Annotated in this window: 19 protein-coding genes; 11 read left to right on the top strand and 8 right to left on the bottom strand. The window is 65.1% G+C overall.

The features are described 5' to 3' along the window. Positions 1 to 48: 48 nt before the first annotated feature. The 6 genes from rplI to ppsA form a co-directional block, all read right to left on the bottom strand. Positions 49 to 501, bottom strand: a complete 453-nt coding sequence (gene rplI / locus ACSFA0_RS17455; RefSeq protein ID WP_435451525.1) for a 50S ribosomal protein L9 — start codon at positions 499 to 501, stop codon at positions 49 to 51. Between the two features lie 12 nt (positions 502 to 513). Then, the gene (gene rpsR / locus ACSFA0_RS17450) at positions 514 to 795 is read right to left on the bottom strand and encodes a 30S ribosomal protein S18 (protein ID WP_007830781.1); all 282 of its coding nucleotides are present in this window, start codon (positions 793 to 795) and stop codon (positions 514 to 516) included. 21 nt (positions 796 to 816) lie between these two features. After that, a complete protein-coding gene (gene priB / locus ACSFA0_RS17445) occupies positions 817 to 1,122 on the bottom strand; it encodes a primosomal replication protein N (RefSeq protein ID WP_435451524.1) in 306 nt (101 codons plus the stop codon). Positions 1,123 to 1,126: 4 nt separating this feature from the next. Continuing rightward, the gene (gene rpsF, locus ACSFA0_RS17440) at positions 1,127 to 1,501 is read right to left on the bottom strand and encodes a 30S ribosomal protein S6 (protein WP_158720371.1); all 375 of its coding nucleotides are present in this window, start codon (positions 1,499 to 1,501) and stop codon (positions 1,127 to 1,129) included. Between the two features lie 126 nt (positions 1,502 to 1,627). Then, complete coding sequence (locus ACSFA0_RS17435) at positions 1,628 to 2,146, bottom strand: hypothetical protein (RefSeq protein WP_435451523.1); 519 nt, start codon at positions 2,144 to 2,146, stop codon at positions 1,628 to 1,630. Positions 2,147 to 2,296: 150 nt separating this feature from the next. Beyond that, positions 2,297 to 4,690 carry a phosphoenolpyruvate synthase gene (ppsA, locus tag ACSFA0_RS17430; RefSeq protein WP_435451522.1) on the bottom strand — a complete coding sequence of 798 codons (2,394 nt, stop codon included), beginning with the start codon at positions 4,688 to 4,690 and terminating at the stop codon, positions 2,297 to 2,299. Positions 4,691 to 4,889: 199 nt separating this feature from the next. On the opposite strand from ppsA, the gene ppsR reads away from it, so the two are divergent. Next, positions 4,890 to 5,711: a posphoenolpyruvate synthetase regulatory kinase/phosphorylase PpsR gene (gene ppsR / locus ACSFA0_RS17425; RefSeq protein WP_286644792.1), complete on the top strand. Its 822-nt coding sequence runs from the start codon at positions 4,890 to 4,892 to the stop codon at positions 5,709 to 5,711. A gap of 54 nt (positions 5,712 to 5,765) precedes the next feature. On the opposite strand, the gene ahpF is transcribed toward ppsR, so the two are convergent. Beyond that, the gene (gene ahpF, locus ACSFA0_RS17420; protein ID WP_435451521.1) at positions 5,766 to 7,364 is read right to left on the bottom strand and encodes an alkyl hydroperoxide reductase subunit F; all 1,599 of its coding nucleotides are present in this window, start codon (positions 7,362 to 7,364) and stop codon (positions 5,766 to 5,768) included. A 91-nt stretch (positions 7,365 to 7,455) separates the two neighbouring features. Continuing rightward, the gene (gene ahpC, locus ACSFA0_RS17415) at positions 7,456 to 8,019 is read right to left on the bottom strand and encodes an alkyl hydroperoxide reductase subunit C (RefSeq protein WP_262077408.1); all 564 of its coding nucleotides are present in this window, start codon (positions 8,017 to 8,019) and stop codon (positions 7,456 to 7,458) included. A 245-nt stretch (positions 8,020 to 8,264) separates the two neighbouring features. Here ahpC and bfr point away from each other — a divergent pair, with 245 nt between their 5' ends. From bfr to ACSFA0_RS17365, 10 genes are all read left to right on the top strand, one after another. Continuing rightward, positions 8,265 to 8,741: a bacterioferritin gene (bfr, locus tag ACSFA0_RS17410; protein WP_435451520.1), complete on the top strand. Its 477-nt coding sequence runs from the start codon at positions 8,265 to 8,267 to the stop codon at positions 8,739 to 8,741. A 188-nt stretch (positions 8,742 to 8,929) separates the two neighbouring features. Next, positions 8,930 to 9,589, top strand: coding sequence for a PepSY-associated TM helix domain-containing protein (locus tag ACSFA0_RS17405; RefSeq protein WP_435451519.1), 660 nt, complete (start codon positions 8,930 to 8,932; stop codon positions 9,587 to 9,589). Between the two features lie 25 nt (positions 9,590 to 9,614). Continuing rightward, entirely contained in the window at positions 9,615 to 10,142 is a 528-nt protein-coding gene (locus ACSFA0_RS17400; protein WP_435451518.1) for a DUF2271 domain-containing protein, read from the top strand. Between the two features lie 44 nt (positions 10,143 to 10,186). Next, positions 10,187 to 10,996: a DUF4198 domain-containing protein gene (locus ACSFA0_RS17395; RefSeq protein ID WP_435451517.1), complete on the top strand. Its 810-nt coding sequence runs from the start codon at positions 10,187 to 10,189 to the stop codon at positions 10,994 to 10,996. Between the two features lie 23 nt (positions 10,997 to 11,019). Then, the gene (locus ACSFA0_RS17390; RefSeq protein ID WP_435451516.1) at positions 11,020 to 12,033 is read left to right on the top strand and encodes an FAD:protein FMN transferase; all 1,014 of its coding nucleotides are present in this window, start codon (positions 11,020 to 11,022) and stop codon (positions 12,031 to 12,033) included. A gap of 41 nt (positions 12,034 to 12,074) precedes the next feature. Continuing rightward, positions 12,075 to 13,430 carry a sulfite reductase subunit alpha gene (locus tag ACSFA0_RS17385; protein ID WP_435451515.1) on the top strand — a complete coding sequence of 452 codons (1,356 nt, stop codon included), beginning with the start codon at positions 12,075 to 12,077 and terminating at the stop codon, positions 13,428 to 13,430. A gap of 230 nt (positions 13,431 to 13,660) precedes the next feature. Further along, positions 13,661 to 15,985: a catecholate siderophore receptor Fiu gene (locus ACSFA0_RS17380; RefSeq protein WP_435451514.1), complete on the top strand. Its 2,325-nt coding sequence runs from the start codon at positions 13,661 to 13,663 to the stop codon at positions 15,983 to 15,985. Between the two features lie 84 nt (positions 15,986 to 16,069). Further along, positions 16,070 to 16,750: a Fe2+-dependent dioxygenase gene (locus ACSFA0_RS17375; protein ID WP_435451513.1), complete on the top strand. Its 681-nt coding sequence runs from the start codon at positions 16,070 to 16,072 to the stop codon at positions 16,748 to 16,750. A gap of 111 nt (positions 16,751 to 16,861) precedes the next feature. Then, a complete protein-coding gene (locus ACSFA0_RS17370) occupies positions 16,862 to 17,134 on the top strand; it encodes a (2Fe-2S)-binding protein (protein ID WP_435451512.1) in 273 nt (90 codons plus the stop codon). A 98-nt stretch (positions 17,135 to 17,232) separates the two neighbouring features. Then, the gene (locus ACSFA0_RS17365; protein ID WP_435451918.1) at positions 17,233 to 17,931 is read left to right on the top strand and encodes an energy transducer TonB; all 699 of its coding nucleotides are present in this window, start codon (positions 17,233 to 17,235) and stop codon (positions 17,929 to 17,931) included. The last annotated feature ends 11 nt before the right edge of the window (positions 17,932 to 17,942 follow it).

Here is a 17,942-nt window from a genome sequence, read left to right as displayed (position 1 = left end):
AGCCGCCCGAAGGCGGCTCTCGCGATGCGCCGAGGCGCGCGTGCGGGCTTAGGCGCTTTCGCCGTAGACCGTCACGGTGATCTCGACCACCACGTCGGTGTGCAGCGCGACGCTCACGGTGCTGTCGCCGACGACCTTGATCTGGCCGTTGGGCATGCGCACTTGCGACTTCACGACCTTGTAGCCTTGCTTGTTCAGCTCTTCAGCGATGTCGCTGTTGGTGACCGAACCGAACAGGCGGCCGTCGACGCCGGCCTTCTGCGTGATCTTGACCGCCGTGCCGGCGAGCTTCTCGCCTTGGGCTTGCGATTCGGCCAGCTTGGCGGCCGCAGCCTTTTCGAGTTCGACGCGCTTGGCTTCGAACTCGGCCTTGTTGGCTTCGGTGGCGCGGCGGGCGCGGCCCGACGGAATCAGGAAGTTGCGTGCGTACCCGTCCTTGACCTTGACGATTTCGCCGAGGGTGCCGAGGTTGACGACCTTGTCCAGAAGAATGACTTGCATGGTGTCTGCTCCTTAGACGCGGTGCTGGTCGCTGTACGGGACCATGGCCAGGAAGCGTGCGCGCTTGATGGCAGTGTTGAGTTGACGCTGGTAGATCGCGCGCGTGCCGGTCAGGCGTGCGGGGATGATCTTGCCGTTTTCGCTGATGAAGTCACGCAGCGTGTCGATGTCCTTGTAGTCGATCTCTTCGACGCCAGCGACGGTGAAGCGGCAGAAGCGCTTGCGCTTGAACAGCAGCGACTGGGTGTTGCGCTTCGGGCGCTTGTCTTTGTTGAATTTCTTGAACGTGGCCATTTCGGGACCTCTCTTCGAAAATTAATCTTGCTGAAAATCCTGGATGTGCAGCACCGGATGCTTCGCCGTCCCCGACGTCGCCAGGAAACCTCGGAACAACCAGAGACTTCCCAACGCCTGCTTCGCGAGCCGTTCGGCGATGGCGCCGAACGCGACGGCCTTGAGGGCCGCCTTCACCTGTCGGGGCTTGCCGGCTTCGTCGATCGTCGACTCGTGTTCGAGTCGCAGATCCAGAGCGGGCAGACCGGCGGGCGTGAAGCGCAAAGCGCCGAGTTCGGCCACGCAGGCCGTCAGCAACAGCTGATTGGCCGTGGCAACCGGGCTCACACCATCAGTTGTTGTTGGCGGCGTATTCGGCCTGCTGAGCCTTGCGGGCTTCTTCGCGCTCGACCGTCTTCATCATCGACGAAGGGCCGGTGTCGGCCTTCTTCTTGACGACGGTCAGGTGGCGCAGCACGGCGTCGTTGAACTTGAAGGCGTGTTCCAGCTCGGCCATCACGGCCTGCTCGGCCTCGATGTTCACGCACAGGTAGTGCGCCTTGTTGAGCTTGTTGATCTGGTAGGCCAGCTGACGACGGCCCCAGTCTTCGACGCGGTGGATCTTGCCGCCGCCGGCCGTGATCAGGCCCTTGTAGCGTTCCAGCATGGCCGGAACCTGCTCGCTCTGATCCGGATGGATCAGCAAAATGATTTCGTAATGACGCATGGCACTCCTTGTGGATCTTCCGTAGAAGGAATAAAGCCACCCGCAGCGTCGGCGCAGTGTGGCAAGGCAAAGCCGGCGATTATAGCATCGCGTCAGCCGAGCATCCACATTCGCCAGTAACTCGGCTCAGAGGCCCAACGCGCGATCGAGCACCGCTGCTTTCTCGGGGCCGACCGCTGCCCGGATTTTCGGAGCGAGCGCCAGAAGTTCTTCGTACGAACTGGTTCCTTCCACCGCAAGATTGAGCCGAAAGCCCCGCAACCCGAGGCTGCCGGTCAACTGGGTGGCGACGGGGTAGGCGTCCTTGTACCGTTGCTGGGACGACACGCCGACGGAAGCACCGGCAGCTTCGGCGTTCGCGACGGGGACATTGCCAACCGAGCCGCCGCTCGGCCCCGCTGCGGGGAGCATGGGCGTCCGACTCGTCGGGTCCGGCGGGACGACGCCGCCTGCGACCTGATCGAGCAGCCCCCATTGGATCAACTGATCGATGTCCTCGCCTGTGATGCCCGTGCAAGCGGTAAAGATGTCATCCACCGAACGACGGCCATCGAAAAGGATGAAGGCGGAACGTTGCCGCGGTGTCAGCCGGATCGAACGGTCCTTGAAGACCTGTTGGCCGGTCTCTGTCTTGACAAGAATCATGGCGCCCTCGACAGAAGTGTCTCGAGCGGCCAGTTTGCCAGCAAAAACGCAATTTGTTGCAAATGGGTCGGCTGACGCAGGGTTTACACCGCACGCCAGCCGCTCTACGCGTTGCATGGCTTCGACACCCCGCGCAACGTCTCTCTCGCTTCAGCGGCTGGCCAGTTGCTGCCAGGTGTCGATCACGCTGTCGGGGTTCAGCGAGATCGACTCGATGCCTTCGTTGGCCAACCAGAGTGCGAAGTCCGGGTGGTCACTCGGGCCCTGGCCGCAGATACCGACGTACTTGCCCTGCGCCTTGCAAGCCTTGATGGCACGGCTGAGCATGGCCTTCACGGCCGGGTCGCGCTCGTCGAAGTCGGCTGCCAGCAGCTCCAGGCCCGAGTCGCGGTCCAGGCCCAGGGTGAGCTGGGTCAGGTCGTTCGAGCCGATCGAGAAGCCATCGAAGAACTCGAGAAACTCGTCGGCCAGGATGGCGTTGCTCGGCACCTCGCACATCATGATGATCTTGAGCTCGTTCTCACCACGCTTGAGCCCCTGCTCGGCCAGCAGGCCGGTCACGCGCTCGGCTTGCTTCAAGGTGCGCACGAACGGCACCATGATCTGCACATTGGTCAGGCCCATGTCGTTGCGCACGCGTTTCATCGCCTCGCACTCCATGAGAAAGGCCTCACGGAACTCCTCGCTCACATAGCGTGCCGCACCGCGGAAGCCCAGCATCGGGTTCTCTTCTTCCGGCTCGTAGCGGCTGCCGCCGATGAGCTTGCGGTACTCGTTCGACTTGAAGTCCGACAGGCGCACGATCACCGGCTTGGGCCAGAAGGCAGCACCGATGGTCGCGATGCCTTCGGCGACCTTGTCGACGTAGAAGGCGCGCGGCGACGCGTGGCCTCGGGCCACCGACTCGACCGCCTTCTTCAGGTCGGGATCGACGTTCGGGTAGTCCAGGATCGCCTTCGGATGGACGCCGATGTTGTTGTTGATGATGAACTCGAGCCGCGCGAGGCCGACGCCATGGTTCGGCAGTTGCGCGAAGTCGAAAGCCAGCTGGGGGTTGCCGACGTTCATCATGATCTTCAGGTCAATCTCGGGCATGGCGCCGCGCCTGACTTCGGTGACCTCAGTCTCGAGCAGGCCGTCGTAGATGAAGCCCGTGTCGCCCTCGGCGCAGCTCACGGTCACCAGGGTGCCTTCCTTCAGCAGGTCGGTAGCGTCGCCGCAACCGACCACGGCCGGAATGCCCAGTTCCCGCGCGATGATCGCCGCGTGGCAGGTGCGGCCGCCGCGGTTGGTCACGATGGCAGCAGCGCGCTTCATCACCGGTTCCCAGTTCGGGTCCGTCATGTCGGTGACCAGCACGTCGCCGGCCTGGACCTTGTCCATCTCGCTGATGTGGTGCACCAGGCGAACCGGGCCCGTTCCGATCTTCTGGCCGATGGCGCGGCCTTCGGCCAGCACCGCGCCCTTGCCCAGCAGCTTGTAGCGCTGCTCGGCCTTGCCCTGCTGCTGGCTCTTCACTGTCTCGGGGCGCGCCTGCAGGATGTAGAGATGGCCATCGGTGCCGTCCTTGCCCCATTCAATGTCCATCGGGCGGCCGTAGTGTTCTTCGATGACCAACGCGTACTTGGCGAGTTGCTCGACGTCGGCGTCGCTCAGCGAATAACGGTTGCGCAGTTCGGTCTTGACGTCGGTGGTCTTCACCAGCTTGCCGGTCGCTGCCTTTTCCTCGGGCGTGGCGAACTCCATCTGGATCAGCTTGGAGCCCAGGTTGCGGCGGATCAGCGCCCGCTTGCCGGCCTTGAGCATCGGCTTGTGCACGTAGAACTCATCGGGGTTGACGGCGCCCTGCACCACCGTCTCGCCCAGACCGTAGCTCGAGGTGATGAACACCACGTCTTCGAAGCCGGACTCGGTGTCGATGGTGAACATCACGCCGGCTGCGCCCAGGTCGGAGCGCACCATGCGCTGCACGCCGGCCGACAGCGCGACCACATCGTGCGCGAAGCCCTTGTGGACGCGGTAGCTGATGGCGCGGTCGTTGTAGAGGGAGGCGAAGACCTCCTTCATCTTGTGCAACACGTCGTCGATGCCGACCACGTTCAGGAAGGTCTCTTGCTGCCCGGCGAAGGAGGCGTCGGGCAGGTCTTCGGCGGTGGCCGAGGACCGAACCGCGAAGCTGGCCTGCGGGTTGCCTGCGCTCAGCGTGGCGAACGCGTCGCCGATGGCTTTCTGCAGGTCGGCCGGGAACGGTTGCGCCTCAACCATGGCGCGGATCTCGGCGCCGGCGACAGCCAGGGCCCGCACGTCTTCGGTGTCGAGCGCAGCGAGGCGCTTGCTGATCTTGTCGGCCAGGCCGTCGTGTGCCAGGAACTGGCGGAAGGCATGGGCCGTCGTGGCGAAGCCCGTGGGCACCCGCACGCCCTGCGGCAACTGGGAGATCATCTCGCCGAGGCTGGCATTCTTGCCGCCGACCGACTCGACGTCGGTCATCCTCAGGTTTTCAAACGGTACGACCAGGGCGGTCGCGTCGAAGAGTGCAGACATGGGAAAGCTCCAGAAGTTAAAACTTGTGGCCCATGCAGATGGCGCGGCACGATCGTTCTCGTTGCTGTGGGTGCAGGCGCCATGGGCATGGGGAAATTCGGGGTGCGAGAAATGCGGTTCGTGAAGGCCGGAATCTCGATAATGGCCGGATTGTAGGCGCGCACCCGTCGGTCGTGCCGAAGGACAACACCGCCAAACCATGACCACACGCTCCGTTTTCTTCGTCTCCGATGGCACCGGGATCACCGCCGAAACCTTCGGCAACGCCGTGTTGGCGCAGTTCGAAATCAAGCCGCGTCACATCCGACTGCCCTTCACCGACACGGTGGACAAGGCCCATCAGGCTGTTCGGCAGATCAATCACACGGCCGAGATCGAGGGACGGCGGCCGATCGTCTTCACCACGCTGGCCAACATGGACGTGCTCGAAGTCATCGAAACCGGCTGCAAGGGCATGCTGCTCGACATGTTCGGCACCTTCGTGCGGCCGCTCGAGATCGAGTTGGCGATGAAGTCGAACCACCGCATCGGCCGCTTCAGCGACGTCAGCAAGAGCAAGGAATACAACGACCGCATCGCGGCCATCGACTTCAGCTTGCAGCACGACGACGGCCAGAGCAACCGCGACCTGCAGGGCGCCGACGTGATCCTGGTGGGCGTCAGCCGCAGCGGCAAGACGCCGACCTCGCTGTACCTGGCCATGCAGCATGGCCTGAAGGCGGCGAACTACCCGCTGATCCCCGAAGACTTCGAGCGCCTCCAACTACCGCCCGCGCTCCTGCCCCATCGCAAGAAGATCTTCGGCCTGACCATCCTGCCGGAGCGCCTGAGTGAGATCCGCAACGAGCGCCGCCCCAATTCGCGCTACGCCAGCCTCGAGAACTGCCGCCATGAGGTGAGTGAGGCCGAGGCGATGATGCGCCGCGCGGGGATCCGCTGGCTCAGCACGACGACCAAGTCGATCGAGGAAATCGCGACGACGATCCTGCAGGAATTGCAGCCGCAGCGCTTGACCTACTGACCATGAAAAAGCCACCGTATGCGGTGGCTTTTTCTCATTCAGCGGGCGGCGCCGTCAGGCGGCCACGGCCTCCGCGTCGATCTTTACGGCGTCCGCCACTGGTGCCGGCGTGCGAATCAGGTGGTCGAAGGCGCTCAACGCCGCCTTGGCGCCGTCGCCTGCGGCAATGATGATCTGCTTGTACGGCACGGTCGTCGCGTCGCCCGCAGCGAACACGCCGGGCACCGAGGTTTGACCCTTGGCATCGACCACGATCTCGCCATGCTTGGACAACTCGACCGTGCCCTTGAGCCAGTCGGTGTTGGGCACCAAGCCGATCTGGATGAACACACCTTCGAGCGGCACGGTGTGGCTCTGGCCGGACGCGCGGTCCTTGTAGACCAGGCCGTTCACCTTCTGCCCGTCGCCGGTGATCTCGGTGGTTTGCGCGTTGGTGTGGATGGTCACGTTCGGCAGGCTCTGGAGCTTGCGCTGCAGCACGGCGTCGGCACGCAGTTGCGTGTCGAACTCAATGAGTGTCACGTGGCCCACGAGTCCCGCCAGGTCGATCGCCGCCTCGACACCAGAGTTGCCACCGCCGACGACCGCGACGCGCTTGCCCTTGAACAGCGGGCCGTCGCAATGCGGGCAATAGGCCACGCCTTTGTTCTTGTACTCGTGCTCGCCCGGCACGTTGATGTTGCGCCAGCGCGCGCCGGTCGAGATGATCACGGTGCGGCTCTTCAGCGACGCGCCGCTCTCCAGCTTGACCTCGACATAGTCCTGGCCCGGCACCAGCGCGGCGGCGCGCTGCAGGTTCATGATGTCGACGTCGTAGGCCCGCACGTGCTGCTCGAGCGCCACCGCGAACTGCGGCCCTTCGGTTTCCTTGACGGAGATGAAGTTCTCGATGCCCAGCGTGTCGAGCACCTGGCCGCCGAAGCGCTCCGAGGCGACGCCGGTGCGGATGCCCTTGCGGGCCGCATACACGGCAGCCGCAGCGCCGGCCGGGCCGCCACCGACGATCAGCACGTCAAACGGGTCCTTGGCGGAAATCTTCTTGGCTTCGCGTTCCACGCCGCTCGTGTCGATCTTGGCGAGGATCTCTTCCAGGCTCATGCGGCCCTGGCCGAACTCGGTGCCGTTGAGGAACACGGTGGGCACGGCCATGATCTGCCGTTCCTTCACCTCGTCCTGGAAGGTGCCGCCCTCGATCATCGTCGTGCGGATGCGCGGGTTCTGCACCGCCATCAGGTTCAGCGCCTGCACGACGTCCGGGCAGTTGTGGCAGGTGAGCGAGACGTAGATCTCGAACTCGAAGTCGCCGTCGAGTGCGCGGATCTGATCGAGCACGTCCTGCTCGACCTTCGGGGGGTAGCCGCCGATCTGCAGCAGCGCGAGGATCAGCGACGTGAATTCATGGCCCATCGGCAGGCCGGCAAAGCGCGGGCCGTGGTTTTCGCTCGGGCGATTGACCGAGAACGAGGGCTTGCGGTGGTTGTCGTCGCGGCTTTCGGTCAGCTTGACCAGCGGCGACGATTCGGCGACGTCCTTCAGCAGCGACAGCAGCTCGCCGGAGGCCTGGCTGTCGTCGAGCGAAGCGACGATCTCGATCGGCTGCGTGGCGCGTTCGAGGTAACTCTTCAGTTGGGCTTTGGTGGCTGCGTCGAGCATGGAGAACTCACTTTCGATATTCAAAAACTATCAATTCGGGATAAAAAGACCCGGGGCCTCGTGAGCGCCCGGGCTTTCCGGCGCAAGGCGCTTAGATCTTGCCGACGAGGTCGAACGACGGGGCAATGGTCTTGTCGCCATCGTTCCACTTGGCCGGGCAGACTTCGTTAGGGTGCGCGGCGGTGTACACAGCGGCCTTGAGCTTGCGCAAGGTTTCCTTGACGTCACGCGCAATCTCGTTGGAGTGCACTTCCATCGTCTTGATGATGCCGTCGGGGTTGATCACGAACGTGCCGCGCAGGGCCAGACCTTCTTCGGGGATGTGCACGCCGAAGGCGTTCGTCAGGGTGTGGGTCGGGTCACCCACCAGCGGGAACTTGGCTTTGCCAACCGCGGGGGAGGTGTCGTGCCACACCTTGTGCGAGAAATGCGTGTCGGTGGTCACGATGTAGACCTCGGCACCCAGCTTCTGGAATTCGGGATAGTTGTCGGCCGCGTCTTCGACTTCGGTCGGGCAGTTGAAGGTGAAGGCAGCCGGCATGAAGATCAGCACGGACCACTTGCCCTTGAGCGTTTCGTCGGACACCTCGATGAACTTGCCGTTGAGGTAGGCCTGGGTCTTGAACGGTTGGACTTGGGTGTTGATCAGGGTCATGGTGCTTCCTTGGCAATGCGGATGGGAAAAGGGTGAGCCATGAGTATAGCTACCATTGTTTGCTTTTCAATAGTCATGAGCTATCAAATGCATCAGTCCCCCCTATGAAGCCGATAGGGCTCGCCTTCCATGAACGCGAACGCCAATCGCCCTCACCCGCATGCAGACCGGCTGCGCATGGGATTGCTTGCCTGCCTCGTTGGACAGCACGGACAATCGCGGCTTCAAGAACAAGGAAGAACAGCATGAAGGGCGACCCTCAAGTCATCGAACATCTCCAGGCGCAGCTCAAGAACGAGCTCACCGCGATCAACCAGTATTTCCTGCACTACCGCATGCTGAAGCACTGGGGCCTGGACAAGCTCGCGAAGAAGGAATACGAAGAGTCGATCGGCGAGATGAAGCACGCCGACTGGCTGATGGACCGCATCTTCATGCTCGACGGCCTGCCCAACCTGCAGGATCTCGCCAAGCTGAACGTCGGCGAAGACGTGCCGGAACTGCTGGCCTGTGACCTGAAGGCCGAATACGGCGCGCAGGCCACGATCAAGGCCGGCATCGCACACTGCGAAACGGTGCGTGACTATGTCTCGCGCGACCTGCTTCAAAAGATTCTCGACGACACCGAGGAGCACATCGACTTCCTCGAAACGCAGATCGATCTCGTGGGCAAGGTTGGCCTGCAGAACTACCTGCAGTCGCAGATGGGCGAGCTCGAATAAGCCATCGCTCGACGAATGCAGCAGCGGGACTTCGGTCCCGCTTTTTTTTGCTTTACGCAACTTCACACGCTATCGACTTCAGAGCATTCGGGGTCGATGCGACGGGCGCGTCAGCCTATTTAAGGCGCTGCAAACGACCCATCAAATGACATTCATTCGCATTTGAAGGGCTAGAATCCGCGCCTTCCATGAACGTCACTGCCGCCCCCGCCGCTCCCGAGAACCGCCGCCGCGCCTATTGGCTGAAGACGCTGCACGAATGGCACTGGGTGAGTTCGGCGCTTTGCCTCGTCGGCATGATCCTCTTCAGCGTGACCGGCCTCACGCTGAACAATGCGGCGTTGATCGAGGCCAAGCCCAGGGTCAACAGCCTGCGCGCCACTGTCGACGATGCCTTGCGTCAACGGCTGGAACAGCGCTCCGTCGAGGTTCGTCAGGCGACCAAGGGCAAGGCGCCACTGCCTGCCGAGTTTCGGGCCTGGATCGGGACGACCTGGCAACTCGACACCGGCACCGCCGAGGCCGAGTGGTCCGACGAGGAGATCTACCTGTCGCTGCCCCGACCCGGCGGCGACGCCTGGCTGCGCCTGAGCCTGCCGGACGGCGAGATCGAGTACGAACGCACCGATCGCGGCTGGGTCTCCTATCTGAACGACCTGCACAAGGGCCGCCATACCGGCGCGGCCTGGAGCTGGTTCCTCGACGTCTTCGCAGCCGCGGCGCTGGTGTTCTCGATCACCGGCCTCTTCATTCTCAAGATGCATGCCGGAAACCGGCCCTTCACCTGGCCGATGGTCGGGATGGGCCTGGTCATCCCGGCGCTGCTCGCGCTGCTGTTCATCCATTGATTCGTCCGCAAGAAAGGTTTTTTTCGTGCAAGTCCGCTATTCCCTGGCCGTTCCCGCCCTCGCCGCACTGTTCGGCGCACCTGCCCTGGCCGCCGGTCTCGGCGCGAGCATCGAAGTCCCGCGCCTCAATGCGTCCGAGTACCACCGCCCCTATGTGGCTGCCTGGATCGAACGTGCGGACAACAGCGTCGCCGCCACTGTGGCCGTCTGGTACGACGTTCGCACGCGCACCAACAACCCCGAGGGCGAAGGCACCAAGTGGCTGAAGGACCTGCGCCAGTGGTGGCGCCGCACGGGGCGCGAACTCCAGGTGCCGATCGACGGCGTGACCGGCGCGACCAAGCCGGCCGGCAAGCATTCGGTGAGTCTCTCCGACGCCAACACGGCGAAGCTCGCACCGGGCGCCTACAAGTTCGTGGTGGAAGCCGCGCGCGAAGTCGGTGGCCGCGAGGTCGTGTCCATCCCCTTCCAGTGGCCGCCCAGCAAGGCCGACCAGACGGTTGCCAACGGAAGCAGCGAGCTGGGCGAAATCAAGCTCGAACTCAAGCCCTGACCATGAACGTTCGTCCCACCTTCCCATCCACTGGAAAGTCCGCCATGCACATCGCCATTCGCACCATCGCAGCAGTCACCGCCATCGCCGCCAGCCTCGGAGTCGCCCATGCGCACAACGCCTGGCTGCTGCCATCGACCACGGTGCTGTCGAAGCCCGACACCATCTCGGTCGACGCCGCCATCTCGAACGATCTGTTCGTCGCCAACCACGCCGCGATGCGCCTGGACAACCTGCTGATCACCGCGCCCGACGGCAGCACGGTCAAGCCTGAGTCCGAAGCCAAGCTCAAGCACCGGAGCGTGTTCGACGTCGAGGTGGCCGCCGCAGGCACGTACCGCATCGCGGTCGTCAACGCCGGCGGCTTCGCGAGCTGGAAGGACAAGGCCACGGGCCAGCAGAAGCGCGCCCGCGGCACACCCGAATCGCTGGCCAAGGAGATTCCGGCCGACGCGCAAGACGTGACCGTCACCCAATCGGTCGGCCGCATCGAAACCTTCGTGACGGTGGGCAAGCCCTCGGCACCGAAGCCGATCGGCCTGGGCCTCGAGATGGTGTCGACCGGCGGCGCGTTCACCGACCTCGCCAAGGGCGAGAAGGCCACATTCGCGCTGCACATCGACGGCCAACCGGCCAAGGACCTCGAAGTGACCGTGACGGCCGGCAACACGCAGTACCGCGATCAATTGGCCGAAGTGAAGGTCAAGACCGACGACAAGGGTCAGTTCAGCGTGACCTGGCCGACCGCCGGCATGTACTGGATCGACGCCAGCACCAAGGACAGCAAGACGACCATGCCGCAGGCCAAGGAGCGCCGCCTGAGCTATGCGGCCACCGTGGAAGTGATGCCCTGAGCCCAGTGACAGTGAGCGCGCCGGTGCGTCCCTCTTACGCCACCTGGCGCGCCGGCGGCTATGCGAACGCGGCCATGCCGCGGGTGGCCGACCCTTCGCGCCTCCAGTCGCTGGCCGGCCGCACCATGGGCACCACGTGGTCGCTCCGGTTCGACAATCCGTCGATGCAGCCGCACGATGCGGTCCGCGTTGCCGTGACCGACGCGCTCGACCGGGTGGTCGCGCAGATGAGCACCGGGGATCCGAAGTCGGACATCAGCCGCTACAACGCGGCCGAGGCTGGCACCCGTCACACCCTGCCCGCCGCCTTCGCGGAAGTCCTGGCCTGTGCGCTGCATTGGGCCGAGGCGAGCGGTGGCGCCATCGACCCGACGGTCGGCCCGCTGGTCGCGCTGTGGGGCTTCGGCGCCCAGGCCGAAGCAGCGCAGGTCCATCGCCCGCCCTCGACCGCGGCACTGAAAGCCGCGCGCGCATGCACCGGCTGGCAACGGCTCGCCTTCGATGCGGTCGGCAGGCGCATCACGCAGCCAGGGGGCCTTCAGCTCGATCTGTCCGGTATCGCCAAGGGCTTCGCGGTGGATCAGGTGGCCGACGCGCTGTTGGCGACAGGCCTGCACGACTTCCTGTTGGAGGTCGGCGGTGAACTGCGAGGCGTGGGTCGCCGCCCCGACGGCCACCCCTGGCGCGTGCGACTGGACTCGCCGCTCGACACCCTGTCTCCCGTGACACTGACCGACCTCGCAATCGCCACGTCCGGCGATCGCTGGCATGCGCACGCACACGCCGGCCGACGCTGGTCGCACACCATCGACCCGCGCAGCGGCGAGCCCGCTTCGCACGCGCTGGCCACGGTCACCGTGCTGCACCCGCTCTGCATGCATGCCGATGCGCTGGCGACCGCCCTCACCGTGCTCGGCCCCATCGACGGCGCCGCTTTCGCCGCGCGCCACGAGGTGGCCGCGCTGTTCGTCTGCCGCGATGGCGATGCCGGGCATCGTGCCATCGCTACCCCAGCCTGGACGGCGCACGTGTCATGACCTACCTCCTGCCGCCACAACGCCCTTCGCGCCGCTGATCGATGACCGAGCCTTTCCATCGCATCGCGGCTGCGGGCCTGCTGGTGCTTGCGTACGTCGCCATGTGCCTGGCGATCTGGTGGCGCCAGCGCCGTCGCCACGCTGCAGCAGCGCGCGCCGCAACGGCGCTGGCCGGCGACGGCGCGCAATCGCCGGTGCTGGTCGTGTTCGCCACGCAGACCGGCCGGGCCGAGGCGATCGCCTGGCAAACCGGCCGCGCGCTGCATGCCCAGGGCACGCCGGTACGCGTCCTTGCGCTCAACGACGTGAGCATCGACACGCTGCGTGCCGCGCCGCGTGCGCTCTTCGTGATCAGCACCTACGGCGAAGGCGATGCACCGGATGGCGCCAGCGTCTTCGCCGAACGGTCGATGGGCGCAGCCGAAACGCTGCCGACCTTGCGCTACGCCCTGCTCGCACTGGGCGATCGCCAGTACGACCACTTCTGCGGCTTCGGCCGCGCATTCGATGGCTGGCTGCAATCGGCCGGCGCTGTGCCGCTCGCGCCCCGCATCGAGGTCGACAACGGCGACCCGGCCACGTTGGCGGAGTGGCATGCGCAATGGGGCGGTGGCGAGGCCTCCGGTGCCGAAGCCACCGCATTCGTTCCTTGGCGGCTGGTCCGGCGCGAGCTGCTCAATCCAGGCAGCGAAGGCGGACCGGTCTACCAGCTCGGCTTCCAGGCGCCGCACGGCGTCGAGTTCGATTGGCAATCCGGCGACCTGATGCAGGTCGCGCTGGTCAACGATCCGGCCCGCCCGCGCGACTACTCGATCGCCTCCATTCCGTCGGATGGCGAACTGCAGCTCATCGTCCGGCAGGAGCGCCACCCCGACGGCACCCTCGGCGCCGCGTCGGGCCTGCTGACGTCCACGTTGGCGCTCGGCGATTCGGTCGCCCTGCGCCTGCGGCCTCATCGCAACTTCCAGTTGGGCGACAACGCCGAGCGCCCGCTGATCCTGATTGGCAACGGCACGGGCCTGGCCGGACTTCGCAGCCACCTGCGGGCGCGCGCAGCCGCGGGGCAGCACGAGAACTGGCTGATGTTCGGCGAGCGGCGCGCAGCGCACGACTTCCTGTGCCGCAGCGAACTGGAGGCGTGGGAAGCGAGCGGCGCGCTGCAGCGACTCGACATGGTCTTCTCGCGCGATCAAGCGCAACGGTTCTACGTGCAGCATCGGCTGCTGCAGCTCGGCGAAACGCTGCAGGACTGGCTGGCGCGCGGCGCTGCGATCTACGTCTGCGGCAGCCTGCGCGGCATGGCCGCAGGCGTCGACGCTGCGCTGCGCGATTTGCTTGGCGACACACAGCTGCACAGTCTCACTGAGCAAAAGCGGTATCAACGAGACGTCTACTGACGGCCTCGACCTCGACCTCGACCTCGACGCGAGCGGCGACCAGCCCGCTTTGTTGCATCTCGGCAACAACACGTAAGAATATGGAGGATTCTTACATGCGAATCATTATCATCCGTGTCGCGGGAACGTTCAGTCCCTGCCTCACCCAGCCAACGTCCCGCGGCGTCGCCCATGCCGGCGACAGAGGAGGCGCAGCCAGTCGAGTCCAGAACAAACTTCAGAGGACCTTCATGGCGTCATACATCAAAGCGCGCAAGCACGGCGCGCGCTCCACCACTCCCCCCTTCGCCAGCGCGGCAGCCGCCACCTTGATCGTCATGGCCATGCCGGTCGGCGCCCAGACCGCGGCCACGAACACGTTGAAAGAGGTGCGGGTGCAGGACACGGCGACGCCCGACTACAAGGCCGACACGTCCGCCAACACCAAGTTCACGGCTCCGCTGGTCGACACGCCGCAGACAATCTCCGTCATCAAGGAACAGGTGCTGCGCGAGCAAGGCGCCACCACCCTGACTGAAGCGTTGCGCAACACCCCTGGCGCCAGCACCTTCTTTCTGGGCGAGAACGGCAACACCAGCACCGGCGACGCCGTCTACATGCGCGGCTTCGACAGCTCCAGCAGCATCTTCGTGGACGGCATCCGTGACCTGGGCTCGGTGTCGCGTGACACCTTCAACATCGAGCAGGTCGAGGTGGTCAAGGGCCCCGCCGGCACCGATGTCGGTCGCACGTCACCGACGGGCTACATCAACTTGATCACCAAGAAGCCCAGCCTGGAGGACAGTTTCAGCGGATCGCTGGGCATCGGCAGCGCCGACTTCAAGCGCGGCAGCGTCGACTGGAACAAATCGCTCAGCGGCGAGAACGGCATCGGCGCAGCCTTCCGGCTCAACGCGGTGGTCGAAGACGCCGACGTGGCCGGGCGGGACATGGTGAAGAACAAGCGCTCGGCGATCGCGCCGTCGCTCGCCTTCGGGCTCAACAGCCCGACCCGCGTCTATCTCGACTACGTACACGTCGACCAGGACAACACCCCGGACGGTGGCGTGCCGACCATCGGGCTGCCTGGGTTCGCCAGCCCGGATACGCGGCGTCCGTTCCTGACCACCGCCGCGCGCGTCGACTCGAGCAACTACTACGGCACGACCTCCGACTTCGACAAGGTCAAGTCGGACATGTTCACCGCCCGTTTCGAGCACGACCTGACCCCGAACGTGACGTTGCGCAACACCACCCGCTACGCCAAGACCTCGCAGGACTACATGCTGACGGCCTTCATGGGCAGCGCGGCGAACCTCGTGACGCCAAGCGTCGCCAACCCGGCCGGCTGGACGCTGGCACGCAACCTGCCGACGAACAAGGACCAGGTCAACAAGATCTTCACCAACCAGACCAACGTCAGTGCCAAGTTCAATACCGGCGGCGTCGGCCACTCGATGAACGCCGGCGTGGAGCTCACCCGCGAGGAGCAGGACAGCTATGGTTACTACGGCATCAACGCGATCGGCAATGGCATCGCGGTAGGAAGCGGGAGCTGGCCGGCGGCCAACCTGTACAACCCCAACCCGAACGTCAGCGGCTATCGCCGCATCCGCAACGGCGCGGACAGCAAGGGCACGACCGACACGGTCGGCATGTACGTGTTCGACACGCTCAAGTTCAATGAACAGTGGCAGCTGACCGGCGGCCTGCGCGTCGACCACTACAGCACCGACTACCTCGCGGGCACCCGCTCGACCGCGACCAGCAACCCGACGCTGCCCGTCGGCACGCTGGTGTCGAGTTCGCTCAGCACCTCCGACAACCTCGTCACGGGCAAGCTCGGTCTGGTCTACAAGCCCGCCGAGAACGGCAGTATCTACGCGGCCTACGGCACGGCGGCGCAGCCGCCCGGCGGCGCCAACTTCGCGCTCAGCACCTCGGCGAACAGCGCCGCGAACGTGAACTACGAGCCGCAGAAAGCCAAGACGGCAGAAGTCGGCACCAAGTGGGACCTGCTCGACAAGAAGCTCGGGCTCACCGCGGCGCTGTATCGCACCGAGGTCGAGAACGAAGTGGTGCAGGACCCGACCAACAGCGCCGTCTATTACCAGACAGGTAAGAAGCGCGTGCAGGGTGTCGAACTCGGTCTGGCCGGCGCCATCACGCCGAACTGGGGCGCCAGTGCCGGCTTCACGACCATGAACGCCACCGTGCTCAGCGGTCCGCCGGTCTCCGCCGACGGCAGCGCCGCGTTGGTCTACACGCCACAGCGCGCTTTCACCTCCTGGACGACCTACCGCCTGCCTTTCGGGTTGACCGTGGGCGCCGGTGCGCGCTACACGGGCTCGATCAAACGCGGCACGGACGGCGCCGTCGGGACGCCGGCGCAGATCGACGCCTACTGGATCGTCGACGCCATGGCCACTTACCGCGTGAACAAGAACTTCGACCTGCAATTCAACGTCTACAACCTCCTCGACAAGGACTACGTAGCGGCCATCAACAAGAGCGGCTACCGCTACACCCCGGGCGCGCCGCGCACTGTCCGGCTCACAGCCAACTTCGCCTTCTGAGGTCCCTCAAGTCGGGCGGCGGATGCGCTGCAATACTGAGCCCCGGCCCCGTGCCGGGGCTTTTTCACTGGAGCAGACCCCAAGATGATGCTGCATGTCCCCCAAGTTCTGAATGCGGACGAAGTGCGTGCACTGCGCGCCGCGCTGGACGCCGCCGACTGGGTCGACGGACGAGAGACCGTTGGCCCCCAAGGCGCACAGGTCAAGCAAAACCGCCAACTCCCGGAGCACTCGCCCATCGGCCGTGCGCTGGGAAAGCAGGTTCTGGCGGCCCTGTCGCGTCATCCACTCTTCTTTTCGGCGGCGCTGCCCTTGCGCTTCGTTCCGCCGCTCTTCAACAGCTACCAGGGTGGCGAGCACTACGGGCTTCACGTCGACGGGGCTGTCCGGCGCCTGCCCGACGGGGATGCGACCGTGCGTACCGACCTGTCCTGCACCCTCTTTCTCTGCGACCCCGACGACTACGATGGCGGCGACCTCGAGGTGGTCGACACCTACGGTACGCACGAGGTCAAGTTGCCGGCTGGCGACCTGATCCTGTACCCGTCGAGCAGCCTGCACCGGGTGCACCCCGTCACCCGCGGCGCGCGCGTCTGCTCGTTCTTCTGGCTGCAAAGCATGGTCCGCGACGACCAGCGGCGCGGCATGCTGTTCGAACTCGACCAGTCGATCCAGGCCCTTCGGTCACGCCTGGGCGACACCGCAGAGACCGTGGCGCTCACCGGCCACTACCACAACCTGCTGCGGATGTGGGCCGAGGTGTGACCCGCATGACCGCCCGTGCGTCAAGGGCAAGGCCATAGCAATTGCAAATGCGACAAATTCGTATTTATAATTGCTCATCTTCAATCAGCCAGCCAAAGCGCCTTCACTGCCATGATCGTCTGCGTGTGCCGCCGAGTGTCCGACCGGGAAATCGCCCGCCATGCGCGCGCCGGCATGACCTTCGACGAAGTGCAGTTCGAATTGGGGGTTGCCACGCAATGTGGCCAATGTGAAGGTTGCGCCCGCGACGTCGTCGCGCAGTGCAGCGCTTCGCATCCTGTCGCGGCACTCCACCGCGACGATGGAACCCGGGCCATCCAGCTTGCCACTTCGATCCAGGAGAGCAACGCATGGAATTCCTCACGGCACTCGCTGGCAGCCTGATCTTCGTCGCCGGCTCGGTCTGGTGGATCTTTCGCAAATAGACAGCGGTTTGAGCTGCATGTAGGGTGTGCTTTCAGCACGCCCTGATCGATGGGTAAATCGTGTCCGACCGCTTTTCTTCTCCTCCCACTGCGCTGGGTCTGTCCCGCAACGCCGTCATCGCCGGCAGCGTGGTGCTGTTCCACGTCGCTGCGCTCTGGGCGCTGCAGAGCGGGCTGATCCGCAAGGCCGCCGAGGTGGTGATCCCGGTGGAAATCCTGAGCGAGTTCATCGAACCGCCCAAGCCCAAGGAGCCGCCACCGCCGCCGCCCCCCCCTCCGCCGGCCCCCAAGCCCAAGGAAGTGCGGACGCCGCCGCCGCCTCGACCCGTGGCCGTTCGCACGCCGGCGCCCGCGCCGACCGCGCCCGTGGGCGTGATCGAGCCACAACCGCCGGCACCGCCCTTGGCGCCGCCTGCCCCCCCGGTCCCGCCCGCACCGCCGTCGCCGCCGCCCGCACCGCCTGCGCCACCGGCCGTGCAGTTGCCATCGTCCAACGCGGACTACCTGAACAACCCTAAGCCGGTATACCCGGCCATGAGCAAGCGGCTGGGCGAACAGGGCAAGACGATCGTCCGCGTGCTGATCGGCGTCGACGGCATGCCCAAGAGCGCGTCGATCCGCCAGTCGAGCGGCTACGAGCGGCTCGACGAAGCGGCTCGCACAGCCGTGATGAGCTGGCGCTACGTGCCGGGCAAACGCAATGGCGTCGTTGAACCCATGGAGTTCAACGTCCCGATCAACTGGGTTCTCAACTAATTTCTCTGGAG

This window comes from Variovorax restrictus, from assembly GCF_051216715.1.
Taxonomy (GTDB): Bacteria; Pseudomonadota; Gammaproteobacteria; order Burkholderiales; family Burkholderiaceae_C; genus Variovorax.
Note: the sequence above shows the minus strand (reverse complement) of the source record. Positions and strands in the feature narration are given on the sequence as shown.